The following is an 18,733-nucleotide window of genomic DNA, read 5'->3' as shown; positions in this document are numbered from 1 at the left end:
CGAGAGTCACGGCATCAAGGAAGCCAAGAGGTCCGCATGAGCGCCAAACCAGCAGCCCAGATCCTCGAAGCCCTTTGGGAGCGCCTTCATTCCGATATCGACCCCTCGCAGCACTTTCCCCAGGTCACGCCTAAGCTGGCGCACTACACAAACCTTTTCACGGCCGAAGCAATCTTCAAGGGCGATGAGTTCTGGATGTCCCATCCTTTCCTTATGAACGATCGAGAGGAGCTACGTTGGGGGATTGAGAATGGCACTGATAGGTTCTTTGAAAGCAAAGCAATATCAGAGGCGGTGGCTTCGGAGGATCACCACCGAGTCGTCATTGAGGCCCTGCAGGATGCAAGGGATACCGACGGCACTAAACACTCGTATGACACGTACATTGCCTGCTTTAGCAAGCATGATCCAGGTGATAAAGACGGCCTCCTTTCGATGTGGCGCGCTTATGGCGCTGACGGCGGAGGTGTCGCTATCGTCTTCGATTCGTCGAAGCTGGCGGAAGATACAGACTCACCATTGATAGTCGCGCCCGTAGAGTACCGGTCGACTCAACAGCGCGTCCAATGGATGGATTGGGCAATCGCGCAGACCGCCGACGCGATCAAGGCCCTCGGGCCATCGGCTAATCGCTCTGATCTTGTAAGCGTGGTCCAGTATTACTACGCCCGTCTGCGCAGGGCAGCACTGTTCTCCAAGCACGAGTCTTTCAGTGAGGAGAAGGAGTGGCGAATTGTCTACGATCCAATTGCCGACAATTCGGGTGGCAAATACGACGAGCTAATGAGCTACGCAATTACTGCAAAGGGAGTTCAGCCAAAACTGAAGCTGAGGCTTGGCGCCAAATCCATCGGCAACCCTCTGCATTTGGAGGATATTGTTGAAGCGATAATTCTAGGGCCTACTGGAGGCTCGCTCATTGCCGAGCATGCGATGAGACGTTTGTGCAGAGCTGCTGGCAAGCCCAGGCTCGCCGACAAGGTCGTCAGTTCGAGAACTCCTTACAGGCCGTAGAAGGGGAGCGCTCGCCCACGCAGCGAGAGCTCACTACGCTCCACCGTCCGGCAGTTCATTTGGTTGGGGACACTTTCTCTCCCTTCCTTTTTCGAGTGTAACTCTCAGTCATAACAACCGAACGATGGCCCAACTGCTTCTGCGCTTGACGAATATCGCCAGCTGAATCAGCCTTGTCTGTACCAGCTTTAGCTCTCAGGTCGCGAAATTGAAAAGCCGCCGTGAGCACGCCAGCACGGGCGCGCGCTGCGTCAAACCGGCTTCGCAGCTGGCCCTTGCTCAGCGGCTGCCCGTACTCATCCAGCAGCAGTGCCGTGTGCACGATCACCGCACCATTCTGCTTGCCGCGGCGCTTGAATGTCCTGGCACCGAAGCGCGCCAGCAGCTCGGCTAGCTCACCCTCGATGGCAATCCGCAGCTTATGCTTAGTCTTGCTCTGGCTGATATGCAGGAAGCCATCGCGCACGTCTCGCCGATCCATGCTGAGAGCATCGGACGGGCGCTGGCCAGTCAGGTAGGCCAGATCCAGCGCATCGCGCAGCGGCTGATCTGCTGCATCCCACACTGCCCGGTATACGTCGTCCTCGACGTACACATCGCGGCCCGCTTCGCCGTAACCACGCACGCCCTTGCAAGGGTTTTCCGCGTCGGTGAAGCCCCATTCCCTACACTTGTTCCACAGATGGCTCAGCAACGCTTTCTCGCGGTTGGCGCTGACCATGGCCACCGTCCCGTTCTTCGTTCGCCAGTCCAGGTACTGCCGAACGTGAAGCGGCCGGAGCTTCGCCAGCGGCGCTGGTGGATTGCAGAAGAATTCTTCAAGCTTCGCCAGTTCTGCCAGGTTGACCTTTGCCGTTGATGCGCGCTTCTTGGGGATAACCAATTGCTTGTAGCGAGCCGCTGCATCCCGAAAGGTCACGATCTCCGGAACAGCCGCTTCGGTCGCCATCAGCTCCGCCCACTTGCGAACGGCCTCCGGGTAGCTTTTACCCAGCGGAGTTTCTCGCCGCGGCTTACCGCCATGGTCGAAGAAGTAATACGTGGTTTTTCCCCGCGGCCGCTTCCGCATGTGCGGGATCGCGCCCGGATCCTTTGAACGTCGTCCCATTACGCAGCAGGCCTCAATGCGTTGCTTGACCACCCACCTTCTACATCAGGTGTTTTCTTCGCTGACCCATCGACGGCCGACCACATCACCACCGGCCAGCCGGCAGCGTTGATGGTATGGGGGATTCCGTTCCGGGCCAGATTCTGGATCTGCCGACGCTTGGTGTGTGCGCCTGTCAGCTCCGCCACATCGCCGTGCGCGCCAGGGCGCATGATTTTGTCAGCCGTTGACACGGCGCACCTCCCGCGGCGAGCCCAGCAGTGGAAGCTGCAGCACATTCTGTGGCAAAGCCGGTTCCGCCTTGCGCGCGCTGCGCGCGGGGCGGTTGAGCCTGCGCCATGCAGCAATGGCCACGTCGGGCTCCGCGTGCTTGCTGGTGGACCTGCAGGCGCACTCGACCAAGTGGCCACCGCCGGCGGAAGCGCAGCGCTTGTCGTGGATGTGGCGCGCGCGGTGTCCGGCGGCGCAGTTCGGCAACCAGATGAAGACCCAGGTGCAGCAGGACGGGCAGAACATCGCCGCGAATGCTGAGGCGATCCGGGGTGTGAAGGCCAGCGTGGACGGTAAGGCGGACGCATCCATTGTCGAGACCATGCAGGTGACGGTCGGCAACCTGGGCGCAGGTGCGAACCTGATTCCCAACAGCACGTTCCCGGGCTGGAGCGCCGCGGGCTGGACCGTCCCCAGTGGCTTCGCCATCGCCAATCACGCAGGGACCAACTACATACCATTCGGCTACCAGTCTGCCTATTGCGGCATGCGGCCTGCTACTGGGGCCGTGGGCGACCGTTACTGGACCAGCGTCGGGCCCATGCCCGTCACCCCAGGTAAGCGTTACGCGCTAGCGGCACGGGCTAACCTGCACCGCTGTCGTGCCGCCTTCTACATTGAGTGGTACGACTCGGCGGGGGGTGTGATCGGGAACACGGCGGCGTCGGCCCCTTGGGTTAACCCGATTGGCGCGAACGGCCAGCACACGCCACTGCGCGTGGACCAGTACCCACGAGGGTACGTCATGGCGGCGGCCCCGGCAGGCGCAGTCACCGCAAGGGTGGTCATGATGATTGAGCGCATCGCCGACGCAGTCCCGTCTCAGTATTTCTGGGTTTTCGACCCGATTTTCTGCGAGGTGCCTGCGGACGCGACGGAGGTTCCGGCATATCGGCCGGGCGGGCTGGAGGCATCGGCTCGCTGGGGTATCGACGTGACCGCAGACGGCAAGGTGGCGGGTATCGGGCTGGCAGCTACTGGGCAGTCGTCGTCGTTCGACGTTTACGCCGACGTGTTCCGGGTGTCTGCGCGTGCTGGTGGCCAGCGCACGGAGTACAGCGACGGGAACTGGCGGACCTACTACCCGAATGGGCAGCTCGCCACGCGCATGGGCTGGTGGGCATAGCAAAGGGCGGGAGGCGACAACCTCCCGCCAATCATTAGAGGAGTTGAGCGCATGCCTGCGGGCATCCAGACCTTCAATCTCGACGGGTCGCTGGAGATTGATTACACGACCCGCTTAGGGCTGTTCATCGGCACGGTTCAGACCGACGCCGTGCACGGTAATTCGACTTGGGTTGGGCCACTGCCACCAGGGGATTTTCTCTTCTACGTGGTGCCGCCTCCGGCGCAGCCTGGCCGCACCCCAACCGTTTGGTACTCGGATGGCCGGGTGTATTGGGGAACGGATGTGGATGGCAACGGGCAACCAGTCTTCTCCCTGGTTCCGGCAACTGTCCTTTACGGGGTGCACTGAAATGCTAATAGGAGGGTTTGAGGCATACACCCCATCTGGAACGGTGCAGGTCCGAAGCGATCTGCTCAACTTCCATCTGCGCCACAAGTTCGATATCAACGAAGCTGGTGCCGTTGCGTACCAGGTGTCTGGGATCGTAGTAACCCGGTACGTCACGCGTGACTTCCAGGCCAAGAGCCCCGTGGTTGCGGTCACCGGTCCGAAAAACAATTTCGGACTCAGCGTGATTCTGACCAATCTCGGCGGCAACAACTGGCGAGTATCAGCCTACACGGGCTCATCGTTTGTGTTCGGTACGGTGTGGGTATATGACTCGGTTGTGACCGGAACGCCGGGCAACACCGGAATAGAGGTCTACCGAGAGCACACCGGCGAGCTGGCTTTCGCTTCCTGGGCGAAGCCCCTACGCATCATGGGCGTGACGACTGCCCCGTTCGGGGCGGCCGAGGGCGCCTACATGCAGGTCCCGGCTGGTCGGCGGTACGCGGTGATCTCGTCTCGTTCGTGTCAGCGGATCGAGCGTGGCGTGGGCTTCCGCTTGACCGGGCCGCAGGGGGACGGGACCGGTGCAGCGGGTTCGGGGCGCTTCTACTATGCCGGTGCGACTGCCCTGATCCCGCAGTCCGACAATGCGACACAGTTCAGCGCATCGGGCCACTTCGTGCTGATCGACGTGACCGGCCACTAAGCTGCAGCGTCACGGCGACTGAACGACGGGGCGTGTCAGATTGCGCCCATGTGCTATTCCGCCCAGATCACCGCCGCATATCAGAAGCTAGGGCCCCAAGAGCGACAGGCAAGAAAATGCCCCCTTGATTCAAGGGGGCAAAACTGCTGTCGGTGGGAGCTATGGATCAGCCGAATCCGCAGTCCACCATGCTGTCGTCGAAGGTCTCGCATCTGCGGATGCCGTTAGCCTCAGTACATGCGGTCCCCGTGCGAGGCCGAACAGAGCATTGCCCCCCTCCGAAGTCACCGCCGCCACCTACACCGCCGCCACCACCGCCACCGCCACCTGGAGGGGTTCTTGTTTGAGGGATGGGGGGATCACCTATGTAGTTTCCAGAATCATCAAGCGTGTATTTAACGCACGCAGTGCCATTACATACGGTGATTGTGTCGCCAGATTGTGGCTTCTCGGGTGCGCTTACCTTAACGTAGTTCTTTATTTCACTTAAGGTTCTGTTGGTGGGGAACGGGGAGCCGAGGTCGCAACCTCCGCAAAGTATAGAGTAGTTTGCGGATGCCGCGCTAAATGATCCAAAGCTAATGGATAGTCCTGCGGTCAGTGTGGCAATAATCAAAGCAGCGATCCATAGTTTTGATATATTGCTTCTGCGGCTGGGTGTGGGGCTCTTCAAGTCATGCGCTGTTTCCACGGTTAAATCCCTTTTGTGGTGGATTTCTTGATTAGAGGCAGCAATTATTGGTTATTTGAATGGATAGTCTGTTTGCGATTTCAACCTCCCTCGATGAAAGCGATTTGGATTCTCGAGAAATCAACTCTTGAAGGCTTGGGTTAGGCGCAAGTGAGTAAGCGGACTTGAAGTATGCCAACGATTGGGATGGGGATTTTTCGGTGAGGATGCCATTATCGAACGCGTTTCCAAGCGCCATCAAGGCATCTACGCTGCCTGTCGATGCAGCGTATTGGAGGTTTTGCATCGCCTCAATACGGTAGTTGGTTAGTCTTTCCGGATGGGATAGGTAATCTGAGCGATTTCCCAAGATGGATTTGGAATCCATCGCAAACATTATTTTGGCCTCGATCGATCCCTGGTCAGCAGCCCTCTTTAGCCACGGCTCGTATGAGAGTTCCGGATCGCTCAGCAATGCTTCGCAGCTGGCAAGGTTTTTCTCGAGCGAGCTCTTGTACTGTTCTTCAATTCCCTGTGATCTGTAGATTTGAAGGAGGGATAGGGGAGGGGTATCTAGCGCTGATTTGCACTGATTGACTGCTAGGTATATGTCATATGTCGCAGTTGCGTCCCCTGCCCTGGATCTCTGTAGGAGTGACTGTACATATTTCAGGGCGTCACCTTGAGGCGGCGATTGTGTTCGTGAAATCGAGTAAGCGTGGCCCCGATTTGGGATTACGACCTTAGGGTCAATTTTTGCTCTAGAAACGAGATGGGAAAGATCCTCGCGAACTGGCGATGCTGAGGAGTGCTCAAGCTCCTCATTTTTTAAGCTTGTGGGTTGGGGGGCGAGATTATTTGTAGGTTGCATTGAGTATGTGGCGACTGCGGCGGCTGCAAGTAGTGCGATGGCGGTGCCTACGTAAGCGGCGCTTCTTCTCATGCTGACATCCTCTTAAATACTTCTTTGGCGTCCTCATGCTCTGAACTCGGCTCCGTTTCGCCTTAGTTCTGCATTTCGCGGGCCAGGTCAATGCGTCTTTCTGATCGGGGCGCGCAAGGGAAACGCATAGGACGACTGTTGAATGGTTTGAAGCTCTCAATAGGTAGTCAAAAATGCAATAGGGAACATCCTTCCTCGCGTGTAGGGTTTTCCCTATGCGTCGAGGTTGCAGGCTAATCAACGCAGGTGGCCCGACAGTGCTGGCGCCGACTCTTCGGGCATTCTGACTGTACCGGATGCGAGGCCGCAGGCAGCTCAACCCGGGGGCGCTTGAGCAGCGCCGCGCCGGCGCCCATCCCGAACGATTCAGGCAGGTCACCGCCACGTTCGCAGGATCTGCGACGGTCGGTCGTATTCTTCCGGCCATGCCGCTCCCCGCCGACTTCTACTGGACGACTAGGTCGGCCAGCCACCCGAATGACACCCCGACTGTGATCGCCTGCCATGGGGTGTGGGTGGTGGCCATGGCTGAACGGGTGAACGATGGAATCTGGATTGCCTCGCTGGACCGGCACCGGCACGGCCCGGGAGGTCCGTTCCGCTGGTGCAGCAGCTACGCGCAGAGCCGGGCCGGCGCCGAACAATGGGTGGTCAGGCACGAGGCGAGGTTGCGCGAGGACGTGGCCTTGATCCGGGCCTGGCAGGAAAAGGTTCGGGGCAATCGGCTGGCCAAGGCCGACCAGGATCCGCCATTCGGATGGATGGGATAGGCCTCGTTGAGGCCGCTGGATGGGTTGGAAATCCGTTCCGCAAAATTCCCGGGGCCTTTGCGGCCCAAGGCTTTCAAGTGTCAGTTTCGAGGACTCAAGCGGAACGAATAGCGGCGTAACACATTGAAAGTAATGCAATTGTCCTGTGACTTTTAATCTTTTGGTCGAAGGTTCGAATCCTTCACGGCCCACCATTGCATCCAATGACCCAGGTCATTCAGAAAGGCACCGCAATGCGGTGCCTTTTTTGTGGCGCTCGTCCAAGGCAACTACTTCGTCCGCGCATTCTTCGCTTTAGCCGCCGCCGCGTCGGCAGCCTCCTGTGCGGCCGTTGCTGCCGCATTCGCAGAGCGTGCCGCCTCCGCTTTTGCGGCCTCGAAATAGGTGAGCCGCTGCAGGTTGGTTCTGCGTTCCAGTTCCATCGCTGCGGCGAAGCTCTCCGGATGCTTTGCAGCACAGGCCTCCTGCACCAGTTGCACGGCACGATCAGACAGCCCGGGCTGGATGTTGCCGAGCAGGCAATCGGCATACGGTACGGGCGCGGCCGGGCTGGCGGCCAGCGCGGCGATGAGCACGGCACTCAACATGCAAACCTCCTTGTAGGTTTCGAAGGGACTGGCGACCAGCCCGTCCCAAGTATGGACCGGTTCTGGGTACAACGGCGGGTACGCCGGCCGGACATCCCGGCACACCCGTTCCGCCAGCCTGCGGCAGGCGAAGAACAACCCATCGCCCCCCCTTCATCCAGATGGCAGTCGGGCGTGGCCATCGACCGGCAGCGCTCAGCGGCGTGCAGCATTTCCGCCACGGTCAGCATGCCAACGGCGGCACGCTTCTCGCGTGCCATCGCGGATGCGCTTGAGGCATCCCCAGAATGCGCATCCACGCATGGCGTGGATCTACTTTCGCCTGAGGACAATCGCTGCGATGACGGCTGCGATGCCGACCGGGATCAGGACGACCGCCAGAAGAATGATCCAGTGCCAAATGCTGAAGCCCCCCATGTCCCAACTCCTTGTAGGAAACGACGAATGCTAGCAAACGCGATTGCAGTCATTTCCCGATACAGTTCAAGCATCGCGCAGCGCCGTAGCATACGTGCAGGCTTGCCGAATCGGCCGACGCCTTGGCCTTGGCGTTATGCTCGGCACTTTCCCAGGATGGGCCGCTCCATGCGCTTGATCGTGCTGTCGCTGTTGTTGTCCGCCATCTCCGCCGCACCCTTGATGGCCGCCGAGCCGGCGCCGTCCGCACAGGCCGCCGCCGCAACCTCGCTGGTCATCGGCGAGACCTTCACCATTGAATCGAAGGCGCTGGGCGAAACCCGCCGCATCAATGTTTACCGCCCGCAACCCTGGGGTCTGGACCCGAAGGCACCATTGCCGGTGCTGTACATGGCCGATGGCGGCATCGGCGAGGACTTCCTGCATGTGGCAGGGCTGGTGCAGGTGCTGAGCGGCAACGGCAGCATGCGTCCGTTCCTGCTGGTAGGCATCGAGAACACCGAACGCCGCCGCGACATGACGGGCCCCAGCAGCGACCCACAAGACCAGAAGATCGCGCCCCGCATCGGCGGTTCAGCGGCCTACCGCAGCTTCCTGCGCGATGAACTGATGCCGCAGGTGCGCCAACGCTACCCGACCACCGACGAGCGCGCGCTGATCGGTGAATCGCTGGCCGGCCTGTTCGTGGTCGAGACGCTGCTGCAGGAGCCGACACTGTTCAACAGCTACATCGCACTGGACCCCAGCCTGTGGTGGAACCGGGGCACGATGCTGGCCGCTGCGGCCAAGCAGTTGCCGGCGGTGACGCGTGCGCAGCCGCGCGTGTTCCTGGCCAGCAGTGGGCAGCCGGAGCTGGCTGCGTCCGCCGCGCAGTTGGCCACGCTGCTGCAGCAGGCGTCGCCGTCGCCGCTGGTGAAGTACCTGCCGCTGCCGGAGGAAACCCACGCCACGATCTATCACCCAGCCGCCTTGCAGGCGCTGCGCACGCTGTTCCCGGCACCGCCGCCGGCCTCGCCCTGATCCGGCGTGGCACTGCACCGCATGACGTGTGAGGATGCGGTAGCGGCGCCACCTGAGGGCGTCGCCCGCAACGGGAGAGCGTGGATGCAGCGTGTGCGTGGATGGAGTGTGGCGGCCTGCCTGGCCGTGGGTGGCTGTGCGATGTCGGTGGCACCACCGGCAACGCAGAGTGACGCGAAGGAAAGCGCGGCAACGGCGGTGCCGGGCGTAGTGCTGCCGGATACCGAAGCGCTGCGCGTACATGACCCGGTGGGGCGCGACTACCCGATCTGGGTGGCGCTGCCGGCCGACTATGCGGCGCATCCGGAAAAGCACTATCCGGTGCTGTACGTGACCGATGCGCTGTACAGCTTCCCGCTGGTGCGCAGCGTGCGCAATCTGGTGGGGCAGCAGGGCGTCAACATCGAGAATTTCATCCTGGTCGGTCTGCCGCCGCAGGAAGGCCTGACTTCAAAGCAGAGCCGCTCGCGCGACTACACGCCCAGCAATCCGGCGCGCACGGTCGATGGCTATTACAGTGATGACGTCACCTACGGCGGTGCCGCGCACTACCGTGATTTCCTGGCGACACAGGTGCTGCCGATGGTCGATGCGCGTTATCGCACCGATCCCGCCCGGCGCATGTTCGCGGGTCATTCCTATGGCGCGCTGTTCGGGGCCTATGTGCTGACCACTCAACCGGACATGTTCAGCACCTACATCCTGTCCAGTCCTTCGCTGTGGTTCGACCAGCTTCTGCTGCCGCGCATGCAGGATGCCGCAGTCATCCCGACGCAACCTACGCGCGTGCTGCTGTCGGTGGGTAGCTACGAGACGGACAAGCCAGGGCCACGTTATTCCACCGGCAACGACATGCTGAGGCAGACCGCGGACTTCACTGCCCAGCTGAAGCGCACGGGGCGCAAGTTGAAGGTGGACAACGTGGTGATTGACGGCGAGGACCATCTCACGGTTTACCCGCGGGTGATCACTCGCGCACTGCTGGAGGTGATGCCGGGTGAAGGGCCGTACACCGGCGGTTGATGGAGGGCTGCATCCACGCATTGCGTGGATCTACCGGTGGTGTTGACGTGGATCCATGCCGAAGAGAAACGGAATCAGTAGATCCACGCCAGGCGTGGATGATTGCCTCAGGCCGCGCTGGCCTGCGGCGGCGGTATCAAGGTGGCATCTGCTGCATGGCGGAAACACAGGCGGATGGCATCGAGCAGCTCGCTCATGCTGTACGGCTTGGGCAGGAAGTGGATGCCGGCGCGCAGCTGCGGCAGCACGCGGTGCTGGTCCATGCCGGAGGTGACCAGGATCGGCAGCTGCGGCAGGTGCTCACGCACGCGGTTGGCGGTTTCGAGGCCGCTGATGCCGCCCAGGCAGACGTCGGTGAACAGCAGGTCGAACGGTTCACCGGCGTTGAGCAGGCCCAGTGCGGCCTCGGCGCTGCTGACAGCGGTGACCTGGCAGGCCTGGCTTTCCAGGGCGAGGCGACTGAGTTCCTGGGTTTCCTCGGCGTCCTCGATCAGCAGGACGCGCGGTTCCACAAAGCGCTTGGACAGCAACATGACGCGGCAACTCCGGACAACAGGGGGAGCGAAAGGCGCGCAAGTATGCGCAAGCCGGTAGTGAGCCCGGCGTGCACGGCAAGCTAAGTGGGCGTTACAGCTGTCCGCGCCGTTGGCGGCGCACGTACCAGGCCAGGATTGCGACCGCGAGCAGGGCGGTGCCGATGCGCAGGCTGGTGGCCTGCCAGCCGAGCGCGACGGCGTCATCAAGGCTGAACACATTCCAGGCCAGGTTCATCGAAACGTGCAGGACCAGGCCGCACCACAGGGTGTCACCGTCGAGGTGGTCGAGCCAGGCGAAGATGAAGCCGCCGAGGGCGATCACCGCGCCGACGAACAGCGCGATGCCGCCACCGTCGAACCCACCGAAGCCCAGCCAGTGCACCATGCCGAACAGCAGCGCCTGCGGCAGCGCGAGCAGCGGCCACGGACCACGCACGATCTTCACCAGCAGCACGAAGCCCAGGCCGCGGAACAGCACTTCCTCGGCCAGTGGGAACAGCACGGCCAGCATGGTGGCGTCCAGCGCGGTCAGCGCGGTGTTCGGGGTGCCGAGCATCGCCAGGCCCAGCCAGCACGGCAGGCTGGCCAGCAACACCCACATCGGGCCGCCCCAACCATTCCCGCGCAGCCCGAGGCTGGCCAGCAGGCCCATGCCACGGGGCCGCAGCAGCGTGGCCAGCAGTAGTGCCACCAGCACCGCCAGCGCGTTGTCCAGCAGGCTGCCGCCGTAGGGTATGGGCAGGGCGGGAATCGGAGTCCCTGCGGCCGCAGCGATATCGCGCAGGTTCAGGCCCAGGCCAACGCCCAGCAGGACCAGCAGCAGGCGCGCGGCGGTGGGCAGGCGGGACAACGCGGTCATGTACGCACTCCCTGCGGAACAGGGGCCCAGTGTGTGCGACTGCCGCCGCATCGGCGCGCGTCGGAAGTCCCTGTGCCATCGGTCATGCGTTGCCGCACAGTCATCACCGCACAGGTACAGTCGATGCAGGACCGACAGGAGTAATGCCGATGCTGTGCCCCGTGTGCAAGACCCAGACCCTGCAGATGGCCGAACGCCATGGCATCGAGATCGACTATTGCCCCGGCTGCCGGGGCGTGTGGCTGGATCGTGGTGAACTGGACAAGATCATCGAGCGTGCCGGTGCCGGTGCCGGTGCCGGTGCGGCCGTGCCGCCGCCCGCGCCTGTACAGCAGCATCCGGCATCCTCTCCGCCGCCGGTGATGCACCGTGATACCCGCCACTTGGGCCAGCGCTACGAGGACAATCGGGGCCACGGATACAAGAAAAAGAAGAAGGACAGCTTCCTGTCGGAGCTGTTCGACTTCTGAGGCGTTGTAGAGTCGAGCTTGCTCGACTGGCTCTTGTTACCAATAGTCGAGCAAGCTCGACTCTACGGATCAGGTGCAGTCGAGCATGGCTCGACTCTACATGGAGCGCGTGATCACGGCCGCCGCAGGATGAACTCGCGGTCGTGGGTGTCGCCGACGATGAAGTCGTACTCGCCAACCTTGCTGCAGCCGTAACGCGCATAGAAGCGCTGTGCGCCGAAATTCTCTTCCCACACGCCCACCCACAGGGTGCGGCGCTGCGGCTGGTCCAGCCAGGCCATGAACGCGTCCATCATGCGTGCACCATGGCCGCCGTTCTGGTGTGCGGCCAGGATGTAGAACCGCTTCAGTTCGATGTCGCCGTCGCGTGCATCCGTGTGCGGCAGGGTGTTGGCACCGGCGGCCAGATAGCCGACCACGGCGTCACCGTCCATCAACAGCCAGATGGCACTGCGTGGATCGGACAGTTCGATGCGCTGCGGCTCGCTGCTGTAGTGCGCCTGCAGGAAATCGTGCAGCTCCTGCGGCGGATAGGAATCGCCCCAGGTTTCGTTGTAGGTGGCAATCGCGATGGCCGACAGCGCGTCGACGTCGGCAAGGGTGGCGCGGCGGATCTGCAACGACATGGCGGTGCCTGCATTGGAACGTGGCGCAGTGTAGCCGGCCCCGGCGGCTGCCGGGGCTGGCCATTGCTCACGATCTGCTGCTCAGAACCACATGCGCACGCCAGCCACCCAGCGCGTGTCGCGCGCGTGGTCACCGGCATAGTCGGCGGTGTCACCAAACGTGCGTTCGTGGCTGATGCCGATGTAGGGCGCGAAGCGGCGGCTGAACTCATAGCGCAGTCGCAGCCCGGCTTCGACCTTGTTCAGGCCACGACCGATGCCGTACTCCTTCTCGTCCTTGGCCGCGACGGTGGCTTCCAGCAGCGGCTGCAGGATCAGGCGGTTGGTCAGCAGCACGTCGTACTCGACTTCGGCCTTGGCCAGCACCTGGCCGCCGGAGCCCATGTACAGCGTGGCCGAGCTCTCGAACTTGTACGGCGCCAGGCCCTGGATGCCGACCGCCGCCCACGTGCGCGAGTCGGCCGGGCGGAAGTCCTGGCGCACGCCGACCAGCACGTCCCACCATGGCGACACGCTGCGGCCATAAAGCGCTTCCAGCGACGACGATTCGGTGCGGCCACGGCTGCGTTCGCCATCGGTGCGCAGCCACAGGCGGTTGATGTTGCCGCCGATCCAACCGGTCGCCTCCCAGGCCTGGCCGTTGCTGCTCTTGCCATCCCAATGTTCCAGACGGTCGATCAGCAGCAGGCTGTTGATCTCTGGCGCATGCTCCATCGCACCATGGGCGATGGGCGGGAAGGCCGCGGCGCGGTCGGCATCGGTCGGCACCGGGATGGGTTCGCGCGGTTCGGTCGGTGCAGGCGATCCGTGGTCCATCGCGGCGTGGTCCATCATGGAATGATCCATCGTGGAATGGTCCATCGTGGAATGGTCCATCGTCGCCGGCTGCCTCGCGCCATGGTCTATCTTCGAGTGATCCATGGCTGAGTGGTCCATCGCGCCCGAATCCATCTTCGAATGATCCATCTTCGAATGATCGACCGGTTCGACCGGTGCCTTCACGGTCTTCGCGGGCGGATCCATCGCGGCCATGTCGTGACCAGCGTGCGACTGCGCGAACACCGGCAATGCAGCGGCCAGGCCCATGGCCAGCAGGCTGGGGGAAAGCAGTGAGCGGCTCATTCTTCGATCCTCACTTCGCGCATCATGCCCGCTTCCATGTGGTACAGCAGATGGCAGTGGTAGGCCCAGCGGCCGAGTGCATCGGCGCGCACGCGATAGCTGCGGCGGGTGCCCGGCGGCATGTCGATGGTGTGCTTGCGCAGCTGGAACTCGCCCTGTGCGTTTTCCAGGTCGCTCCACACGCCGTGCAGGTGGATCGGGTGCTGCATCATGGTGTCGTTGACCAGCACGATGCGCATGCGCTCGCCGTAGTTCAGCCGCAGTGGTTCGGCGCTGGCGAATGGGATGCCATCGAACGACCAGGAGAACTTCTCCATGTGTCCGGTCAGGTGCAGCTCGATCTCGCGGTTCGGCTCGCGGCCATCCGGGTCTTCGAACAGGCTGCGCATCGCACCGTAGGTCAGCACCTGGCGGCCGTTGTCGCGCAGGCCGATGCCGGGGTCGTCCAGCTTCGGTTCGGAGGCCGAGCTCTGCATGTCCACCAGCGGGTTGTTGCGTTCGCTGGCAGGGTGCTTCGGTGCCTTGCTGGCGGCATCGCCGCCGCCGTGCGCGCCGTGGCCCATGCTGGCGCCGCAGCCACCTTCCATGCTTTTCATCGCGGCCATGTCGTGACCGCCGTGGCCACCACTGCCCATGTCGTGACCCATGTCGCTCATCGTCAGCAACGGACGTGGGTCGCGCGCGGGAATCGGTGCCTGCAGGCCATGGCGAACCGCCAATGTTCCGGCGGCGTAGCCGGTGCGGCCCATGTCCTGGCAGAAGATGGTGAAGGCGTCCTGGCCGCTCGGTTCGACGATCACATCGTAGGTTTCGGCCGGGGCGATGCGGAACTCATCGATGCTCACCGGGTGGATGTACTGGCCGTCGGCAGCGACCACGGTCATCTTCAGGCCAGGAATGCGTACGTCGAAGTAGGTCATCGACCCGCCATTGATGAAGCGCAGCAGCACCTTCTCGCCGCTGCGGAACAGGCCGGTCCAGTTGCCGGCCGGGGCGGTGCCGTTCATCAGGTAGGTATAGGTGTGCGCGTTGATGTCGGAGATATCGGTGGGCGTCATCCGCATCCGGCCCCACATGCCACGGTCGGACAGCGCCGCCGACCAGCCGTCGCGTTTCGCGTCGCGCAGGAAGTCGGGCAGGGTGCGCTTGTAGTAGTTGTCGTGCTCGGCCAGCTTCTTCATGCGGCGGAACAGCGCGCCCGGGTCCATGTCGGTCCAGTCCGACAGCATGATCACGTGCTCGCGGTCGTGGTGGTACGGCGCCGGTTCGGCCGGGTCGATGATCAGCGCGCCGTACAGACCAGCCTGCTCCTGGAACATGGAGTGGCTGTGGTACCAGTAGGTGCCCGACTGCTTCAGCTCGAAGTGGTAGTGGTAGGTCTCACCAGGGCCGATGCCGTTGAAGCTCAGGCCGGGCACGCCGTCCATGTTGGCGGGCAGCAGGATGCCGTGCCAGTGGATCGAGGTCGGGTGGCGTTCCAGCGTGTTGCGCACGAACAGGTCGACGGTCTGGCCTTCGCGCCAGCGCAGGATCGGTGCCGGCAGCGAGCCGTTGACGGTGATCGCCGGGCGGGTGCGGCCGGTGAAATTGGCGAGCGATTCGCCGATGGCCAGTTCGATGCGGGTGTCGCTTAGCACGGCGGGGGCGCCGGCCAGCCGGGGGGCGGCCGTGGCGGCGGCGAGCGCGCGCTGCGGCACGCCGACAGCGGCGATGCCGGCAACCACGCCGCCGGCGGCCAGGCCCTGCACGAACAGGCGGCGCGACGGCATGGGCACAGCGCCCGGACCGGGGGGAATGCGGGTATTCATGGTGGTGACTCCAGACACGTAAAGACGCCGGCAGGCGGCCGGCTGCGGTGCGCAGGGCGCACGATGCGTGTGGAATCAGCCGATGGGAGGACGCGAGATCGGCGGCAGCGGCGGCGCCGGGCGGCCATTGGCCGGCATCGGCTGCGGGGCCAGCGACAATGCCGGGCCGGCCATGACAGGCAACGGCAGCACTACCAGCAGCGGGTGCTGGGCACAGCTGCGCACGCAGTCCTTGATCTGGCAATGAGCATCATGGGCGGGGGCCTTGGCCTGCGGAGCCTCGTCGGCCTGCATGCCGGCGTGGTGGTGGCAGTCGGCGGTGCCGCCATCAACGGCAGCGGCAGCGGCGTGGGCCATCCGGCCCATTTCCTCGTGACCGCTGGCCATGGCCGCGTTCAGCCCGTTGAGCAACAGGCTGAGCATGAGCACGACACGGAGCAGGGTCGAGGCCAGGGACATGGCGCTAATCTAGCTGCAAGTGATTGCGGATGCACTTCCGGCTGAATGGCCGGTTCAAGGTTGGACCAGCACCAATGTAGAGCCGCTACCCTTCTTCGCGCACGATCTCGACCAGGCGCGGGCCGTAGCGGCTCAGCTTGGTGCCGCCGATGCCGCCGACCCGGGCCAGTTCGTCCAGGCTGGTCGGGCGCTGTTCGGCGATGTTGCGCAGAGTGCTGTCGTGGAAGATCACGAAGGCCGGCACGTTCTGTTCGCGGGCCAGTTCGGCACGCAGGCCGCGCAGCGCGTTGAACAGCGCCAGATCCTGCGGCAGCACCGACAGCCCGGTGCGCTGCGCGCTGCGCTCGCGCCCGCTGGTGCTGCTGGCCGGGTCGCGGCGCATGCTGATCTGGCGGCGGCCGGTCAGCACGTCGCGGCTTGCATCGGTCAGGCGCAGGCCACCGTGGCCCTCGCTGTCCACTTCCAGCAGGCTGGCGGCGACCAGCTGGCGGAACACGCTGCGCCAGGTGCGCGCGTCGAGGTCGCGGCCGATCGCGTAGGTGCTGAGCTTGTCGTGGCCCTGCTGCTTGACCTTTTCGTTCTCGCTGCCGCGCAGGACATCGATCAGGTGGCCGACGCCGAAACGCTGGCCGCTGCGATAGACACAGCTCAGTGCCTTCTGCGCCGGAATGGTCGCGTCCCAGGAGGCGGGCGGGGTCAGGCAGTTGTCGCAGTTGCCGCAGGGCTGGGGATAGGTCTCGCCGAAACCGGCCAGCAGCACCTGGCGACGGCACTGCATCGACTCGCAGTAGCCCAGCAGGTGGTCCAGCTTGGACCGCTCCAGCTGCTTGCGCTCTTCGCCGGCTTCGGACTGCTCGATCATCTGCTTGAGCAGCACCACGTCGCCCAGGCCGTAGCACAGCCAGGCCTCGGCGGCCTCGCCATCGCGGCCGGCGCGACCGGTTTCCTGGTAGTAGCCTTCCATCGACTTGGGCAGGTCGGTATGCGCGACGAAGCGCACGTCCGGCTTGTCGATGCCCATGCCGAAGGCGATGGTGGCGCACATCACGATGCCATCCTCGCGCAGGAAGCGGCGCTGGTTGCTGGCGCGTACTTCCGGTGGCAGGCCGGCATGGTAGGGCAGGGCGTTGAAGCCCTGGCCGCAGAGGAATTCGGCGGTCTCTTCGACCTTGCGCCGCGACATGCAGTAGACGATGCCGGCCTCGCCGCGGTGGCCGCGCAGGAAGTCGGTCAGCTGCTTGCGGGCGTTGTCCTTCTGCACCACGGTGTAGCGGATGTTGGGGCGGTCGAAGGAGCTGACGAAGTGGCGTGCTTCCTGCAGATCGAGGCGCTCGGCGATCTCGCGCTGGGTCGGCGGATCGGCGGTGGCGGTGAGCGCGATCCGCGGGATCTGTGGCCAGCGCTCGTGCAGCACGGTCAGCTGGCGGTATTCCGGGCGGAAGTCGTGGCCCCACTGCGACACGCAGTGCGCTTCGTCGATGGCGAACAGGGCGATGCGGCTGCGCGACAGCAGCGACAGGAAGCGGCCGGTCAGCAGGCGCTCGGGGGCGACATAGAGCATGTCCAGCTCGCCCGCGAGCAGTTCGCGCTCGACGCGCCCGGCGGTCTCGACGTCCAGGGTGGAATTCAGGTACTCGGCGCGCACGCCGAGCTGGCGCAGGGCTTCGACCTGGTCCTGCATCAAGGCGATCAACGGCGAGATGACGATGCCACAACCGTCACGCAGCAGGGCCGGCACCTGGTAGCAGAGCGACTTGCCGCCGCCGGTGGGCATCAGCACCAGGGCATCATGACCGGCAGCCACATGCTCCACGATGTCCTGCTGGGGACCACGGAAATCGTCGTAACCAAAGACGCGTTGAAGCAGGTCGTGCGCGGGACGGGAAGCCATCCGGCTAGTTTACCCCGGCGGGGGTGTCTCGGCAGGGCTGCGCCCTGCACCTGCAGAAGCCTTCAAGCCAGAGCAACGTCAAAGGCAACAGCCGGCTCTGGGGTGATCCGTGGGTTGGCGGGGCGGTGTCGGATTGCGGGGACGCCGCAAGTACGTCCGTGTAGGCTTGGCAGCCGCATCCATGCGGCTGACACCCCGCAATCCGACACCGCCCCGCCTTCGACAGGTTCACGCGGCTGTTGGTAGGTGTCGACCTTGGTCGACACATCTGTCAGATATCGAATGAATTCATCCGTGTCGACCAAGGTCGACACCTACCAGAGCGGACCCACCCCGCCTACCCACAGGAAACCAGCTTTTGACGTTGATGTTGACGTTGATTCGGCGGGTGCAGGGCTGCAAGCCCTGCCGACCCCCCTCAATCCTTACTGGAGCAGCGAGCGCAGCATCCAGGCGTACTTCTCGTGGGTCTGCAGGCGCTGGGTCATCAGATCCTCGGTCGGCGCGTCGTCCCCCTTGGCCGCCACGTCCAGCACTTCACGTGCCGTACGGCAGACCGCTTCGTTGGCGACCACCAACTGGCGTACCATTTCACGCCAGTCCGCACTGTCGGTCAGGCCCGGTTCCTCGGCGATCGAGGTCAGCGCAGCGAATTCCCGGTAGGAGCCCGGGGCATTGAAGCCCAGCGCGCGGATGCGCTCGGCCACGTCGTCCAGTGCCGCCCACTGCTCGGTGTACTGCGTCTCGAACATGGTGTGCAGCGAGTTGAACATCGACCCGGTCACGTTCCAGTGGAAGTTGTGCGTCTTCAGGTAGAGCGTGAACGCATCGGCCTGGAAGCGCGACAGACCGTCGGCGATCTTCTTGCGGTCGCCCTGGGTGATCCCGATATCGATGTTCGGCGCCGACGGTGCCGCCGCTGCAAGCTTCTGCTTGCCGGTCTTGGCCTTGGTCGTGCTCTTGGTCTTCGCCATG

The 18,733-nt window shown here is 63.6% G+C and carries 21 protein-coding genes; 8 read left to right on the top strand and 13 right to left on the bottom strand.

Annotation, left to right across the window (positions count from 1 at the left end):
• Positions 1-36: 36 nt before the first annotated feature.
• A complete protein-coding gene (locus ACZK5G_RS17415; protein ID WP_478464216.1) occupies positions 37-1,014 on the top strand; it encodes a DUF2971 domain-containing protein in 978 nt (325 codons plus the stop codon).
• A gap of 55 nt (positions 1,015-1,069) precedes the next feature.
• On the opposite strand, the gene ACZK5G_RS17410 is transcribed toward ACZK5G_RS17415, so the two are convergent.
• Genes ACZK5G_RS17410 through ACZK5G_RS17400 form a run of 3 tightly spaced genes read right to left on the bottom strand, consistent with a single transcriptional unit; the run spans position 1,070 to position 2,638 of the window.
• Positions 1,070-2,122 carry a tyrosine-type recombinase/integrase gene (locus tag ACZK5G_RS17410; protein ID WP_478466529.1) on the bottom strand — a complete coding sequence of 351 codons (1,053 nt, stop codon included), beginning with the start codon at positions 2,120-2,122 and terminating at the stop codon, positions 1,070-1,072.
• The gene (locus ACZK5G_RS17405; protein ID WP_478466527.1) at positions 2,122-2,334 is read right to left on the bottom strand and encodes a DUF4224 domain-containing protein; all 213 of its coding nucleotides are present in this window, start codon (positions 2,332-2,334) and stop codon (positions 2,122-2,124) included. The genes ACZK5G_RS17410 and ACZK5G_RS17405 overlap by 1 nt, the downstream gene beginning before the upstream one ends.
• 7 nt (positions 2,335-2,341) lie before the next feature.
• Positions 2,342-2,638, bottom strand: a complete 297-nt coding sequence (locus tag ACZK5G_RS17400; RefSeq protein ID WP_478464214.1) for a hypothetical protein — start codon at positions 2,636-2,638, stop codon at positions 2,342-2,344.
• On the opposite strand from ACZK5G_RS17400, the gene ACZK5G_RS17395 reads away from it, so the two are divergent.
• From ACZK5G_RS17395 to ACZK5G_RS17385, 3 genes are read left to right on the top strand one after another with little or no spacing between them, the layout of a single operon-like run.
• Positions 2,604-3,518, top strand: a complete 915-nt coding sequence (locus ACZK5G_RS17395) for a hypothetical protein (RefSeq protein WP_478464212.1) — start codon at positions 2,604-2,606, stop codon at positions 3,516-3,518. The two genes, ACZK5G_RS17400 and ACZK5G_RS17395, sit on opposite strands and share 35 nt — an antisense overlap.
• A gap of 51 nt (positions 3,519-3,569) precedes the next feature.
• Entirely contained in the window at positions 3,570-3,869 is a 300-nt protein-coding gene (locus ACZK5G_RS17390) for a hypothetical protein (RefSeq protein ID WP_121504505.1), read from the top strand.
• A gap of 43 nt (positions 3,870-3,912) precedes the next feature.
• Positions 3,913-4,557, top strand: coding sequence for a hypothetical protein (locus ACZK5G_RS17385; protein ID WP_478464211.1), 645 nt, complete (start codon positions 3,913-3,915; stop codon positions 4,555-4,557).
• A 722-nt stretch (positions 4,558-5,279) separates the two neighbouring features.
• On the opposite strand, the gene ACZK5G_RS17380 is transcribed toward ACZK5G_RS17385, so the two are convergent.
• Complete coding sequence (locus ACZK5G_RS17380; RefSeq protein ID WP_478464210.1) at positions 5,280-6,170, bottom strand: hypothetical protein; 891 nt, start codon at positions 6,168-6,170, stop codon at positions 5,280-5,282.
• Between the two features lie 425 nt (positions 6,171-6,595).
• Between ACZK5G_RS17380 and ACZK5G_RS17375 the strand changes: the two genes are divergently transcribed.
• Positions 6,596-6,940, top strand: coding sequence for a hypothetical protein (locus tag ACZK5G_RS17375; protein ID WP_478464208.1), 345 nt, complete (start codon positions 6,596-6,598; stop codon positions 6,938-6,940).
• 269 nt (positions 6,941-7,209) lie between these two features.
• Here ACZK5G_RS17375 and ACZK5G_RS17370 read toward each other — a convergent pair whose 3' ends face one another.
• Entirely contained in the window at positions 7,210-7,527 is a 318-nt protein-coding gene (locus ACZK5G_RS17370; protein ID WP_032128523.1) for a hypothetical protein, read from the bottom strand.
• 585 nt (positions 7,528-8,112) lie between these two features.
• Here ACZK5G_RS17370 and ACZK5G_RS17365 point away from each other — a divergent pair.
• Positions 8,113-8,964 carry an alpha/beta hydrolase gene (locus ACZK5G_RS17365; protein ID WP_478464207.1) on the top strand — a complete coding sequence of 284 codons (852 nt, stop codon included), beginning with the start codon at positions 8,113-8,115 and terminating at the stop codon, positions 8,962-8,964.
• 84 nt (positions 8,965-9,048) lie between these two features.
• Complete coding sequence (locus tag ACZK5G_RS17360) at positions 9,049-9,987, top strand: alpha/beta hydrolase (RefSeq protein ID WP_478464206.1); 939 nt, start codon at positions 9,049-9,051, stop codon at positions 9,985-9,987.
• Positions 9,988-10,094: 107 nt separating this feature from the next.
• Here ACZK5G_RS17360 and ACZK5G_RS17355 read toward each other — a convergent pair whose 3' ends face one another.
• Together ACZK5G_RS17355 and ACZK5G_RS17350 are read right to left on the bottom strand one after the other, a co-directional pair.
• On the bottom strand, positions 10,095-10,520 hold the full coding sequence (locus tag ACZK5G_RS17355; RefSeq protein ID WP_478464205.1) for a response regulator: 426 nt from the start codon (positions 10,518-10,520) through the stop codon (positions 10,095-10,097).
• A gap of 94 nt (positions 10,521-10,614) precedes the next feature.
• Positions 10,615-11,382, bottom strand: a complete 768-nt coding sequence (locus ACZK5G_RS17350) for a CPBP family glutamic-type intramembrane protease (protein ID WP_478464203.1) — start codon at positions 11,380-11,382, stop codon at positions 10,615-10,617.
• Between the two features lie 149 nt (positions 11,383-11,531).
• Here ACZK5G_RS17350 and ACZK5G_RS17345 point away from each other — a divergent pair, with 149 nt between their 5' ends.
• Positions 11,532-11,852: a TFIIB-type zinc ribbon-containing protein gene (locus tag ACZK5G_RS17345; protein WP_049463260.1), complete on the top strand. Its 321-nt coding sequence runs from the start codon at positions 11,532-11,534 to the stop codon at positions 11,850-11,852.
• A gap of 113 nt (positions 11,853-11,965) precedes the next feature.
• Here ACZK5G_RS17345 and ACZK5G_RS17340 read toward each other — a convergent pair whose 3' ends face one another.
• The 6 genes from ACZK5G_RS17340 to ACZK5G_RS17315 all read right to left on the bottom strand — a co-directional run bounded on the left by ACZK5G_RS17340 (position 11,966) and on the right by ACZK5G_RS17315 (position 18,732).
• Complete coding sequence (locus ACZK5G_RS17340) at positions 11,966-12,478, bottom strand: GNAT family N-acetyltransferase (RefSeq protein WP_032128517.1); 513 nt, start codon at positions 12,476-12,478, stop codon at positions 11,966-11,968.
• Positions 12,479-12,559: 81 nt separating this feature from the next.
• On the bottom strand, positions 12,560-13,600 hold the full coding sequence (locus ACZK5G_RS17335) for a copper resistance protein B (protein WP_478464201.1): 1,041 nt from the start codon (positions 13,598-13,600) through the stop codon (positions 12,560-12,562).
• Positions 13,597-15,408: a copper resistance system multicopper oxidase gene (locus ACZK5G_RS17330; protein ID WP_107431695.1), complete on the bottom strand. Its 1,812-nt coding sequence runs from the start codon at positions 15,406-15,408 to the stop codon at positions 13,597-13,599. The genes ACZK5G_RS17335 and ACZK5G_RS17330 overlap by 4 nt, the downstream gene beginning before the upstream one ends.
• 75 nt (positions 15,409-15,483) lie before the next feature.
• On the bottom strand, positions 15,484-15,867 hold the full coding sequence (locus ACZK5G_RS17325) for a CopL family metal-binding regulatory protein (RefSeq protein ID WP_317218261.1): 384 nt from the start codon (positions 15,865-15,867) through the stop codon (positions 15,484-15,486).
• An 85-nt stretch (positions 15,868-15,952) separates the two neighbouring features.
• Positions 15,953-17,758, bottom strand: coding sequence for a DNA helicase RecQ (gene recQ, locus ACZK5G_RS17320; protein WP_478464199.1), 1,806 nt, complete (start codon positions 17,756-17,758; stop codon positions 15,953-15,955).
• Between the two features lie 425 nt (positions 17,759-18,183).
• Complete coding sequence (locus ACZK5G_RS17315; protein ID WP_006439098.1) at positions 18,184-18,732, bottom strand: Dps family protein; 549 nt, start codon at positions 18,730-18,732, stop codon at positions 18,184-18,186.
• Between the last annotated feature and the right edge of the window lies 1 nt (position 18,733).

The organism is Stenotrophomonas sp. 62841_Sma (assembly GCF_056482945.1).
Note: the sequence above shows the minus strand (reverse complement) of the source record. Positions and strands in the feature narration are given on the sequence as shown.

Coding starts and splice junctions, on each gene's coding strand:
- ACZK5G_RS17415 (WP_478464216.1), top strand. CDS start 37: ATGAGCGCCAAACCAGCAGCCCAGATCCTCGAAGCCCTTTGGGAGCGC.
- ACZK5G_RS17410 (WP_478466529.1), bottom strand. CDS start 2,122: ATGGGACGACGTTCAAAGGATCCGGGCGCGATCCCGCACATGCGGAAG.
- ACZK5G_RS17405 (WP_478466527.1), bottom strand. CDS start 2,334: ATGCGCCCTGGCGCGCACGGCGATGTGGCGGAGCTGACAGGCGCACAC.
- ACZK5G_RS17395 (WP_478464212.1), top strand. CDS start 2,604: ATGAAGACCCAGGTGCAGCAGGACGGGCAGAACATCGCCGCGAATGCT.
- ACZK5G_RS17400 (WP_478464214.1), bottom strand. CDS start 2,638: ATGTTCTGCCCGTCCTGCTGCACCTGGGTCTTCATCTGGTTGCCGAAC.
- ACZK5G_RS17390 (WP_121504505.1), top strand. CDS start 3,570: ATGCCTGCGGGCATCCAGACCTTCAATCTCGACGGGTCGCTGGAGATT.
- ACZK5G_RS17380 (WP_478464210.1), bottom strand. CDS start 6,170: ATGAGAAGAAGCGCCGCTTACGTAGGCACCGCCATCGCACTACTTGCA.
- ACZK5G_RS17375 (WP_478464208.1), top strand. CDS start 6,596: ATGCCGCTCCCCGCCGACTTCTACTGGACGACTAGGTCGGCCAGCCAC.
- ACZK5G_RS17370 (WP_032128523.1), bottom strand. CDS start 7,527: ATGTTGAGTGCCGTGCTCATCGCCGCGCTGGCCGCCAGCCCGGCCGCG.
- ACZK5G_RS17365 (WP_478464207.1), top strand. CDS start 8,113: ATGCGCTTGATCGTGCTGTCGCTGTTGTTGTCCGCCATCTCCGCCGCA.
- ACZK5G_RS17360 (WP_478464206.1), top strand. CDS start 9,049: ATGCAGCGTGTGCGTGGATGGAGTGTGGCGGCCTGCCTGGCCGTGGGT.
- ACZK5G_RS17355 (WP_478464205.1), bottom strand. CDS start 10,520: ATGTTGCTGTCCAAGCGCTTTGTGGAACCGCGCGTCCTGCTGATCGAG.
- ACZK5G_RS17350 (WP_478464203.1), bottom strand. CDS start 11,382: ATGACCGCGTTGTCCCGCCTGCCCACCGCCGCGCGCCTGCTGCTGGTC.
- ACZK5G_RS17345 (WP_049463260.1), top strand. CDS start 11,532: ATGCTGTGCCCCGTGTGCAAGACCCAGACCCTGCAGATGGCCGAACGC.
- ACZK5G_RS17340 (WP_032128517.1), bottom strand. CDS start 12,478: ATGTCGTTGCAGATCCGCCGCGCCACCCTTGCCGACGTCGACGCGCTG.
- ACZK5G_RS17335 (WP_478464201.1), bottom strand. CDS start 13,600: ATGAGCCGCTCACTGCTTTCCCCCAGCCTGCTGGCCATGGGCCTGGCC.
- ACZK5G_RS17330 (WP_107431695.1), bottom strand. CDS start 15,408: ATGAATACCCGCATTCCCCCCGGTCCGGGCGCTGTGCCCATGCCGTCG.
- ACZK5G_RS17325 (WP_317218261.1), bottom strand. CDS start 15,867: ATGTCCCTGGCCTCGACCCTGCTCCGTGTCGTGCTCATGCTCAGCCTG.
- recQ (WP_478464199.1), bottom strand. CDS start 17,758: ATGGCTTCCCGTCCCGCGCACGACCTGCTTCAACGCGTCTTTGGTTAC.
- ACZK5G_RS17315 (WP_006439098.1), bottom strand. CDS start 18,732: ATGGCGAAGACCAAGAGCACGACCAAGGCCAAGACCGGCAAGCAGAAG.